Origin of the sequence: Bacteroides sp. AM44-19 (genome assembly GCF_003603395.1) — a bacterium.
Classification (GTDB): Bacteria; Bacteroidota; Bacteroidia; order Bacteroidales; family Bacteroidaceae; genus Bacteroides; species Bacteroides uniformis.
This window is the reverse complement of record NZ_QTNB01000002.1, coordinates 73,115-83,749: the sequence shown is the minus strand read 5'-3', so window position 1 is coordinate 83,749 and position 10,635 is coordinate 73,115. Positions and strand designations below refer to the sequence as shown.

The 10,635-nt window shown below is 45.2% G+C and carries 8 protein-coding genes; 6 read left to right on the top strand and 2 right to left on the bottom strand.

Annotation, left to right across the window (positions count from 1 at the left end; translation table 11 throughout):
- The first annotated feature begins 367 nt into the window (after positions 1–367).
- From hemW to DW947_RS04855, 6 genes are all read left to right on the top strand, one after another.
- Positions 368–1,498, top strand: a complete 1,131-nt coding sequence (gene hemW, locus DW947_RS04880; protein WP_009037910.1) for a radical SAM family heme chaperone HemW — start codon at positions 368–370, stop codon at positions 1,496–1,498.
- A 20-nt stretch (positions 1,499–1,518) separates the two neighbouring features.
- A complete protein-coding gene (locus DW947_RS04875; protein WP_057097576.1) occupies positions 1,519–2,064 on the top strand; it encodes an RNA polymerase sigma-70 factor in 546 nt (181 codons plus the stop codon).
- Positions 2,065–2,350: 286 nt separating this feature from the next.
- Positions 2,351–2,869: a DUF4974 domain-containing protein gene (locus DW947_RS04870; protein WP_117963324.1), complete on the top strand. Its 519-nt coding sequence runs from the start codon at positions 2,351–2,353 to the stop codon at positions 2,867–2,869.
- Positions 2,870–2,871: 2 nt separating this feature from the next.
- Positions 2,872–5,601, top strand: a complete 2,730-nt coding sequence (locus DW947_RS04865; protein ID WP_243635073.1) for a TonB-dependent receptor domain-containing protein — start codon at positions 2,872–2,874, stop codon at positions 5,599–5,601.
- A 12-nt stretch (positions 5,602–5,613) separates the two neighbouring features.
- Positions 5,614–6,747 (top strand): DUF4249 domain-containing protein, encoded by a 1,134-nt coding sequence (locus DW947_RS04860; RefSeq protein WP_117963326.1) that lies wholly within the window; start codon positions 5,614–5,616, stop codon positions 6,745–6,747.
- Between the two features lie 290 nt (positions 6,748–7,037).
- Positions 7,038–7,391 carry a hypothetical protein gene (locus DW947_RS04855; protein ID WP_005830102.1) on the top strand — a complete coding sequence of 118 codons (354 nt, stop codon included), beginning with the start codon at positions 7,038–7,040 and terminating at the stop codon, positions 7,389–7,391.
- Between the two features lie 138 nt (positions 7,392–7,529).
- On the opposite strand, the gene DW947_RS04850 is transcribed toward DW947_RS04855, so the two are convergent.
- Together DW947_RS04850 and DW947_RS04845 are read right to left on the bottom strand one after the other, a co-directional pair.
- On the bottom strand, positions 7,530–8,282 hold the full coding sequence (locus tag DW947_RS04850; RefSeq protein ID WP_005833286.1) for a LytR/AlgR family response regulator transcription factor: 753 nt from the start codon (positions 8,280–8,282) through the stop codon (positions 7,530–7,532).
- A 132-nt stretch (positions 8,283–8,414) separates the two neighbouring features.
- Complete coding sequence (locus DW947_RS04845; RefSeq protein WP_117749108.1) at positions 8,415–10,445, bottom strand: histidine kinase; 2,031 nt, start codon at positions 10,443–10,445, stop codon at positions 8,415–8,417.
- Positions 10,446–10,635 lie beyond the last annotated feature (190 nt).

Sequence of the window (10,635 nt, the reverse complement as noted above, 5' to 3'; positions counted from 1 at the left end):
ATTAAACCGTGCTACGACGGAAGTGAATAAAGTATTTGCCGCTATATTTGTTTCTTCATGAACTGCACCAGTACGAGGGCAATGCAATAAGCTATAATCTGTTCAAACCAAAAGTCAAGTCCTTCAAACATATTACTCATTATTTTAATAGACACCCATTCCTTTTTCTGATAACAAAGGAAAGGAGTTTATTCGGAATAATAAATTTCCATACGACTCAAAAAATGTTCTATTTTTCCGGATTACAGACAAAACTGAGAATATCCACCAAGACACTGACTACTTCCATATTACATTAAATGTCCCGAAAACCGATATATTCTCCTGCCAAAAGACTATTTTTGCAACAAATATCCATAAGCATACCATGGCAGGCATCTATATTCATATACCTTTTTGCAAGACACGCTGTATCTATTGCGATTTCTATTCCACCACTCGCAGCGAATTGAAGCAGCAGTACATCCGTGCCTTGTGCACTGAACTGAAAACCCGCAAGGGTTATCTGAAGGAAGAACCGATAGAGACCATCTACTTTGGCGGAGGAACTCCCTCACAGCTCGCTCACGAAGATTTCGAGCAGATATTCCGGACTATCAAAGAGGTGTATGGAACAGAACATGCCGAAGAAATTACCCTCGAGGCCAATCCCGACGACCTGACGGAAGAATATGTGTCCATGCTGCGCACCCTCCCCTTCAACCGCATAAGCATGGGGATACAGACATTCGACGCCCCCACCCTGAAACTGTTGAACCGCCGGCACAATGCCGCGCAAGCCATCGCAGCCGTACACCGCCTCCGCCAAGCCGGCTTCCGGAATATCAGCATCGACCTTATCTATGGACTGCCGGATGAAACAGACCAACGGTGGGAACGCGACCTGCAACAAGCCGTCGGCCTTGATGTGGAGCATATCTCCGCTTATCATCTGACTTACGAAAAAGGCACCCGCATCTACGAAATGCTGCAGAGCCATCGTATCAGCGAAGTAGATGAAGAGAGTAGCGTGCGCTTCTTCTCGGCGCTCATGGACACCCTGGGAGCCGCGGGGTATGAGCATTACGAAATATCCAACTTCTGCAAGCCCGGCATGTACTCACGCCACAACACTGCTTACTGGAAAGGCATTCCGTATTTGGGCTGCGGCCCTTCAGCCCACTCCTTCAATGCGGAGACAAGGGAATGGAACACAGCTTCTCTGGAAGGATACATAAAGTCCATTGAAGAGGGACAGCGTTCCTCCGAAACAGAAATCCTGGATAAAGTGACCCGTTACAATGAATACATCATGACTTCCCTGCGTACCATGTGGGGAGTCTCCCTGACATATACGGAAGAAGCCTTCGGCACAGAGTTGCGCCAATATTGCACGAAGATGGCAGCCCCCTACCTCCAAAGCCACAAACTGGAGATGCAGGCAGACCGCCTGCACCTGACCCGGGAAGGCATCTTTGTTTCGGACGGTATAATAAGTGACCTGATGTTCATTGAATAACAACAAAACCGGGAGACTGCATGACCGAACAAGAAGTCAGACGCTACTTGCGCCAAATGAAGGAAGAAGACTCGGAACGGGCTTTTCACAGTTTCTACAATCTGTGCTACGACCGCTTGTTCCGTATTGCCTGCTATTTCGTGAAGCACGAAGAGTGGGCGCAAGAAATTGTGCTCGACGTCTTCATGAAGCTTTGGGAACAACGCGCCCGGTTGCCGGAAGTGAACAACATAGAGGATTACTGCTTTATCCTTACCAAAAACGCCTCCCTCAATTACCTGGAAAAAGAGAACCGACACCCTACACTCTCGTCCGAACAGCTTCCCGAACTTTCCGGCCAGGCCGATTCTCCCGAAGACACTCTTATCAGCGAAGAACTGTTTGCCCGATATGTCAAGGCGCTCGACCGCCTGCCGGAGCGTTGCCGTGAAGTATTCATCCGCCTGCGCGAAGAGAAACAAAGCTATGCACAAGTGGCAGAGGAGCTGAACATCAGCACAAAGACAGTAGACGCGCAACTGCAAAAAGCACTCACAAGACTCAAGGAAGCATTGCTGACGGAGTGAACTCTGCTTCATCTTCCTCGCAAGAAGCCCCGTATGCATGTATGAGATGCACATCTCAAGCTGCATGAGATGTACATTTCGCACAACATGAGATGCACATCTCATGCAGACTTTCCCTATTGATTGAAACAGAGAAGCAAGGAAGTCACACGTAGGCAGGACGGACTTTCACGGACAAAGAGCTTTAGATTAACATTATTTCAGGATATAGGCATAGGGAATTCCTGAAAAGCAGCTGTCTTTACATACGGAAAAGGAGTCATAGGCTCTTAATAAATTGCCAAAAATGAAAGTGAATAACGAGAATTTCGACAAGGTACTGAACAAACTGGTTGCTTCTACCCGTTCCCCACGAGGACGCTTTACGGCAGAGAACAGCTGGAGGCTGCTGGAAAGCCGTTTGCTAAAGCGCCGCAGCATGAAGCGGTTCTGGATGCGTACAGCCAGTGCCGCAGCCGTAGTCCTGCTCTGTGTAACGAGCTGGGCAGCCTATCAGTTCTTATACGTAGCACCACAACAGGAAGCCATTCCCACAGAAGCCGTACATACTACCGAGGAAACCCAAGTAATCCATAGCGTACTGACATTCGACCAGCAACCCTTGCAGGAAATCGTCCGTCAACTTTCCGAAACGTTCCGTACCGATATACGTATCGAAGGAGACAGCCTGAAGAACTATCACATGACAGCCACCTTCCGCGAAGGGGAGAGTCTTACAGAAATCCTCGACCTACTGAAGGACGCCGGCAACTTTACCTATAAAAAAGAAAACAACACTATTATCCTTACTACTAAACTTAACTGACAATGACCAGCTCTACTATCTGTTCGCACCACCGCATCAGAACCGTACTTCTGATGTGTGTGGTTCTTTTAAGCGCCTCACTCCATGCACAGGCACAAAACAAGGAAACACGTATAAACCTGAATATCCGTAACGCAACTTTAGAGAGTTTCGTGAAGCAACTGGAAAATGCAACCGGATTCTCCTTCATCTATGGGGAAGAAGTAAAGCTCACGCACCGCATCACACTGGAGATGAAACAAAAGAACATCAGTGAGATATTGCAACGTGCCTTTGAAAATGAACCCATCACGTTCGAAATATCCGGAAAGCACATTCTACTCCATAAGCGGCCCGTGCCGCAGAAACCCGTTAGCCGTAAGTTCACCATCAGCGGATACGTGACCGACGGAGCGTCTTCCGAGACGCTGATTGGTGCCAATATCCTTGAGAGTCGTCGTTCCACAGGTACTGCCACCAATCCTTTCGGTTTCTATTCCCTCACCCTGCCGGAAGGGGAAACGGAACTGGTTTTCTCCTACCTGGGCTACGAAAGCCGGCATAGCCGGTTCGAACTGACGAAAGACACCTTACTCAACGTCAGGCTGGACAGCAATAACCAGCTGGCAGAGGTCGTAGTGCTCTCGGACAAGCGGGAGGCCGGCATAGAAAGCACAGCCATGGGAGCGCATGAGATACCGATGACACAAATCAGGCATACCCCGTCCATATTGGGAGAAGCCGACCTGCTGAAGACCATTCAGCTGATGCCGGGTGTGCAAGCCGGTATGGAAGGTTTTGCAGGCATGTATGTGCGAGGGGGAGGTCCCGACCAAAACCTGGTTATGCTGGATGGAATTCCTGTTTACAACGCAGACCACCTGCTGGGAGTATTCTCCATCTTTACGCCCGAAGCGGTAAAGAACACCACACTCTTCAAAAGTTCTTTTCCTACCCGCTACGGCGGGCGTCTTTCGTCTATAGTAGATGTACGGACCAACGACGGGGACATGCATAAATACCACGGCGCATTCAGCATAGGCCTGCTGACGGACAAACTGCATATCGAAGGCCCTATCTGGAAAGAACGGACCTCCTTCAGTTTCAGCGCACGAGCCATCCCCACCCTATTCTTCAAAAATCTCATTGTAGACAAAGACGACACCTATTCCGACAAATACAACTACTATTTTTACGACGTCAATGCAAAGGTCAACCATAAGTTCAGCGACCGTAGCCGCATCTTCCTCAGTTTCTACAAGGGGAAAGACCACTATCATTATGACAGTGACTACCACGGTGACAATTACGACAACAGCATTAAGAATTATTCCAAGGACAACAGCCATCTGAATTGGGGAAACACCATCGCCTACGGCCGCTGGAACTATGTATTCAACAGCAAGCTGTTTTGCAACACCACCGTCTCATACAACAAATATGAGATGGGGCTGGACGGAAACATGGAAGATACCTATACTGTCGCCAATAAAGTACAAGACAGATACTATTACTCCTCCAAGTTCAACTCCGGTATCCGTGACTGGAGTGCGCGTATGGACTTTGACTACACCCCCATGCCGCAGCACCACATCAAGTTCGGTGCAGAGTACATCCACCATACGTTCCGTCCGGGAATAGCTACCTCGAAAATACAAGATATAGATAATGGCGCCCTCCAGGAAGATACGGTTTACAATACCAGCAACAGCCATGCCATGCGCGGACAAGAAATCTCCCTTTACGCCGAAGACAATTTCAATGTAAACGCCAGGCTCAGTCTGAATGCAGGTGTACGCACATCGCTGTTCCACACACAAGGGAAAAGCTACTATTCGCTGCAGCCCCGCCTTTCCGCCCGCTATGACCTCGGACAAGGATATTCCGCCAAAGCATCCTATACGTGCATGGCACAGTATGTGCATCTGCTGTCCTCCACTCCGCTGTCTATGCCTACCGACCTCTGGGTGCCCATTACCAAAGACATCAGTCCGATGTATGCCAACCAGTTCTCCATAGGAGGCTACTATTCCGGACTGCCGGGTTGGGAGTTCTCCGTCGAGGGATATTATAAACAGATGAAACACATACTTGAATATCAAGACGGTGTATCCTTCTTCGGCACCTCTACCAACTGGGAAGAAAAAGTGGAAATGGGCGAAGGCCGCTCCTTCGGTCTGGAACTGATGGTACAGAAAACATTGGGCAAGACTACCGGCTGGCTGGCATATACCCTATCCAAGACCGATCACCGTTTTAAGAACGGTACCATCAACCAAGGCCGATGGTTCCCCTACAAATATGACCGCCGCCACAGCATCAGCCTCAATCTCAGCCATAAGTTCAGTGACCGCATTGATGCAGGAGCTTCCTGGATATTCAATACCGGTGGATGTATCACTATCCCCGAGAGGGCCACTATTATCGTCAGCCCCGATGGAGTCATCGAAGAGACCGGCTACATCTCCGGACGCAACAACTATCGCCTGCCTGCCAGCCATCGTTTGAACCTAGGTGTCAACTTCAACAAGAAGACCAAACATGGCATACGTACCTGGAACATCAGCGTCTACAATGCATACAATGCCATGAATCCGAACATCGTTTACAGCAAATACAAGAAAAGCAGTTATCTATACCAACCGGATGGTAATGGAGGATTCATAGAACATAAAGAGGAAGGGAAAATCAGTATCAAAAAACTGACCATCCTGCCCTGCATCCCTTCAGTTACCTATACTTACAGATTTTAAACACATCAGCATATGAAGATCCAAATGAAATTACACCTATTATATATAATAGCTATTGTCTTGTTGGCATCATGTGAAAATGAAATTCCTTACAATCCAGACAACCAACAACCGCTACTCATCATGAATGCCCAACTGGATGCAGGAAAAGACGTTAATGAAGTCTTTCTGCACTTGAGCAAGGGCAGCAGCATAGTACGTTTGAACGAAGCTACACTGACCTTGTTTATCAATAACCGCATTGCTGAAACTCCTCAAGCACTGACACCGGAGGAAATCTTCGGTCCACCGGAAAATTATCCGGAAGACGCCATCTTTGTATACGATGCTATCTTGTATAAGCTGTTTCGCCTCAACACCCCTTTGCATCCCGGCGACAACATACGCCTAGAAGCCACTGCCGAAAACGGAAAATACCATGCCAGTGCCGAAGTCACCGTGCCGCAACCGATAGAGAGCCTGCACGTGGACACTTGCTTGGCCTACCTGCGCGAGTACAGCGGACAAACCCTTTACCGCCAATACAAAATTACATTGCAAGACCGCCCCAACGAGAAGAACTACTACCGGCTGGACATTTGGAATGACCGTAGTTACTATTGCAAATGGAAAGAATACCTGGAAGATGAAAACGGCAGCCTCATCAAAGTGGAAGACGAGGACGGCTCTTGGCATTGGGCCTCCATACCCAGAGACACTACCATCCTTGCTCCCCGACAGAACGAAATCATCAACCGGGAAGATGTTATACTGACTGACGGCCACCCTGGCAACTATGATGATGAAGAAAATGAATTGTTTCCCACCATAAATAACAAATACAACATATTCAATGATAACACTTTCCGTGATTCGTATGCCACATTAAAAGTATATACCCCTCTCTACCAAGAATATTATCCGGTAGAGGGACACTACTACGACCATATATCCCGCAAACAAACCATCACCGTACGGCTGCTTAGCATCACTGAAGCCGAATACCGCTACCTGAAAGCCTTAAACTGCCTGGATGATGGGGATTACGACGATGCTTTAATGGAACCTATTAGTCTGCCTTGCAACGTCATAGGCGGATTAGGCTTTGTGGGAGTCTGCTCGGAAAGCAGAGTAATCATAGAATTGCCCGAAACTGTTTGGCGATAACATTTTGACTAATAAAACCCCTTTTATCCATTATAATAAACTGAATTTCATTTAACCCACATTACATTCGTATTACAAAAAGCATCCAAACAAAGCATTTTCACACTACAAAATTGATTTAAGTCAAGAAATGAAGGTATAAACTACACTTTTTCACGTATTCATTTTTGTGTTATAAAACATATACCTATATTTGCATAGGTAAAAAGAAAAAGCTAAGCGCTTAGAGAGTTTTCAATAGGTATTAGATTGAGATTAGTTTTTAGGAATAACAATTAAAAGTAGGTATTATGAAACGTTTAGGATTAACATTAGTGGCAGCAGTCTGCCTGACTGCTACAACATTTGCAGCAGGAAACCAACCTACAACTGCAAAATGGGAAGGTAACATCAACATAACAAAGTTGAGCAAGTATTTGAATCTGGATTCCAACCAGCATGAAGAAGTGGCAAACATCTGCGAATATTTTACAGAACAGATGGAACGCGCTACAAATTCCAAGAAGAATCAGGAGAAGTTACTCCGTAATGCAGTTTATGGTAATCTGAAGTTGATGAAAAAGACTCTGAATGAAAAGCAGTATGCTGATTATGCCAGAGTATTGAACGTCACACTGCAGAACAAAGGTATAGAAGTGAAATAAACTTCGCTTCTGATAAATACGAAAATAGTATTTGATAAATAAAAAGGCATTGGACTTTAGAGGTTCAATGCCTTTTCTTTACGTCAACGCCACCAAAACCTGCGGCGTCAACTCCCTAACCAAATAATTCTTATCACTTTACAAGCAGAATCTGTCTTGCAGCTCTTTCTTATACTTTCTGGAAACCAGTAGTTCCGTCACTTTGTCAAATGGTGGATAAAGCATGCATTTGCTATCCTTTATAATCATCAGATAATCAATATTGATAATATACGATTGATGTATCTGCACGAAACTGGATGAATATTGAGTAATCTGCTCAGCAGTCATTCCGCGACGCAACACCAACGGCGGCTGGTTGTTTAGTATCACCTCCCATTGTTTACGCTCGGAACAATAGCGAAAAAAACCGATTTCAGCCGGACGCAACGCACGCATATCATTAGTTGGCGTAAATACGATAAATGTCTGTCCGGTATGCAACGGTGCACCAATGGGATATGACATTCTCTGCCCAGCCTCTGCCTGCTCTACAAAACGCGCAAGAATATCCCGCAACTCCTGCTCTTCAAAAGGTTTCAGCAGATAGTCGAACGCAGCCTCCCGGATAGCCTGAATCATGTACTTATCATAAGCCGTATAGAAAACAATCCGCATATTCCACGAAACACTGTCACGTATTTCCTGCAGTAATTCCATTCCAGTCATGTCCGGCAGTTCCACATCCAAGAACAACAAATCCGGCTGTACCTTGGCAATGAGTTTTTTCCCTTGTTTACCATTACGGGCAGTTCCTTTCAAAAAGAAGCGTGCATCCTTTCCCAATTCAAAACTCAGATTCTCAAGAGCCACCTCATCGTCGTCAACTATTGCAACCTTATATTTATCCATGTTCCTTTTATGTTTTTCTTCTCGCGAATATATACATAATCCTACTCCCATACAAAGCAATAGAAGGTCATTTACGGACTATTTATCCGTAAACATGCCTATCCTTGCAAAAAATAAGATTAAACGGTTCTTTTAAATTCCGTAATCGTAGTTGTCAGGCAACCAGAAAGTCACCTCACAGCCCATCTCACCACTCTGTAGAGAGACATTGTGCACCAAAACATCAATGGCCTCCTTGTTCTTATTGTTGAGAATCTGAATGGTCTGCATAATGACTTTCATTCCCGTCCCCGTGCCCCGGTTCCGACTGTCCGGACGATAACCGCCACCATTATCCGTTATCTTTATACAGATACCGCTTCCCCGGCGGCAGACCGAAACCCAAAGATTACGTTCACCTTCCTTCTCGCGCAACGCATGCTTCACTGCATTTTCAACCGGAATTTGAATCATCATAGACGGAATCCTTATTTGCTCCGGCTGCACATCCTTTTCTATCTTCAGTTCCGAATGAAAATCCGGACCTAAAGAACGGCGTTCCAGATTAATATATGTTTTCACAAAATCCAGCTCCTCTGCCAAGGTTACACACAGTTGTTCCGCCAATTCCAGATTGCGACGCATCAGTTTTACCAGCGACGAAAGCTCTTGCTTTCCTTCCACATTCCGCTCCGCCATCTCCCGGTTCAGCACATTGAAGATGAAATGAGGGGACAAGCGGTTACGGATATTCTCCAGACGAAGTGTAGAGACTGTGCGATGATTCCGTGCAAGCAACAAAGCACGTTTCTTTTTGCTGTACAGATAAAGGAAAACCGCCGTCAATATAGATACAACAGCTACAGCAAACACGACAAACTGTGTCTGCCTCAGCACCAGCACCTCGTTTTTCTGCTCCTGAAGCAAAACCCGATGTGCCATCAAGGTAGAATCCTGCTGATAACGCAAAGTCAAGTCTGCCGTACGCATCCGGACACGCTCATTCCTGATAGAATCATCAAGCTGGTTGTTCCTCTGCAGATAGTGATAAGCCCTCTTGTAGTTGCCGGTTTCCTCGTAAAACTGCTGAAGGTATTTATTACGGATATGTACCATATCAGGGTCGATGCCCGGAGGGACTACACTCTCGGACAATAAACGACGTGCCTCTTGAAAGTCTTTCTGAAGCAGAGCCAATTCTATTTTCTGCGTATCGATATAATATAGTGCAGTACTTACCCCCATTTCCTCAAAAAAAAGTTGGCATTCATTTATATATTTAACAGCCAAATCAACCATATTCAGTTGAAGATAACAGTCTCCTAAATTCAACCTCCCCAGATTAAGTTCAAAACTCATATCAGCATATCCTTCGACTAAATCAATAACCTTTTGGAAATATTTTATCGCTGTCTGGTAATCCTCCCTATAATAGTAAGAAGTCCCTCTATTATTCAAATAAATATATTTTTCATAAGGTAGCATACTATCATAGCTTTCTCCTGCTAGATTATAATAGTAATCACACTGTTCAAAATCACGCATGGTAACATATACTTGTGCCAAACCATAATAAATGGGAGGTTTCTTGGTAGAAGCTATATGCAAAGAGTCGCACATCAACAAAGCTCTCCTATACCAAGCTGCCCCTATATCCAATTTTCCTAAACGGTTATTCGCATCTGCAAGATTCATCAAAATATCCGGCACCACTTCAATCCTAGTCCCTCTCATCCGTAATTCATAAGCCTTCCGGAAACAAATTTCGGCAGAATCCATATTCCCAACACGTGCAAAGATATTTCCCTTCATATTGAAACATTCAGACTCCAAATCTGCCATTTGAGAAGAACTATGCTGCCTTTCTATAAAGTCATGTATCTGCTGGATTACGATTTGTGCCGAATCAAGCTGTGAAGTAATCAAATATGTTTTCAGTGTCATTGCCAGATAATTATACTTGACCAAGCTATCCTTTGCCTCTTCCATCTTTTGAAAAGCCTTCAACCTTACCTTTCGGGGCACAATGGCCACAGAATCTCCATTTATATGGGAAAAATCCTCAAAAGCTCTCATTTCTGTGTATACGTCCTCTTTATCTCCGGGCGCACAAGCTCCTAGAAGCACAAACCCTAATATCCAATAAATGTAAAATCGAATTCGCTTATCCATCCTCTCTCCCATGTTTCTCGTAATTAGATTATTTATTCAATACATCTGCAAACTTAAAATATTTTTGCGAAATACCGTCAAGCATAAGGCGTATTTCTCAACCACAAAAGAGCATACGCTACCGCTTTATTAAAACGAAACAAAAAATCACATCATAGTACAATATTTAGCTACATAAGCCATTAAAACAACATTTTAGTAC

Excerpts from the sequence above, each read along its gene's own strand:
- DW947_RS04870 (WP_117963324.1), top strand. The coding sequence starts at position 2,351 with ATGAAAGTGAATAACGAGAATTTCGACAAGGTACTGAACAAACTGGTT.
- DW947_RS04860 (WP_117963326.1), top strand. The coding sequence starts at position 5,614 with ATGAAGATCCAAATGAAATTACACCTATTATATATAATAGCTATTGTC.
- DW947_RS04845 (WP_117749108.1), bottom strand. The coding sequence starts at position 10,445 with ATGGGAGAGAGGATGGATAAGCGAATTCGATTTTACATTTATTGGATA.
- DW947_RS04865 (WP_243635073.1), top strand. The coding sequence starts at position 2,872 with ATGACCAGCTCTACTATCTGTTCGCACCACCGCATCAGAACCGTACTT.
- hemW (WP_009037910.1), top strand. The coding sequence starts at position 368 with ATGGCAGGCATCTATATTCATATACCTTTTTGCAAGACACGCTGTATC.
- DW947_RS04850 (WP_005833286.1), bottom strand. The coding sequence starts at position 8,282 with ATGGATAAATATAAGGTTGCAATAGTTGACGACGATGAGGTGGCTCTT.
- DW947_RS04875 (WP_057097576.1), top strand. The coding sequence starts at position 1,519 with ATGACCGAACAAGAAGTCAGACGCTACTTGCGCCAAATGAAGGAAGAA.
- DW947_RS04855 (WP_005830102.1), top strand. The coding sequence starts at position 7,038 with ATGAAACGTTTAGGATTAACATTAGTGGCAGCAGTCTGCCTGACTGCT.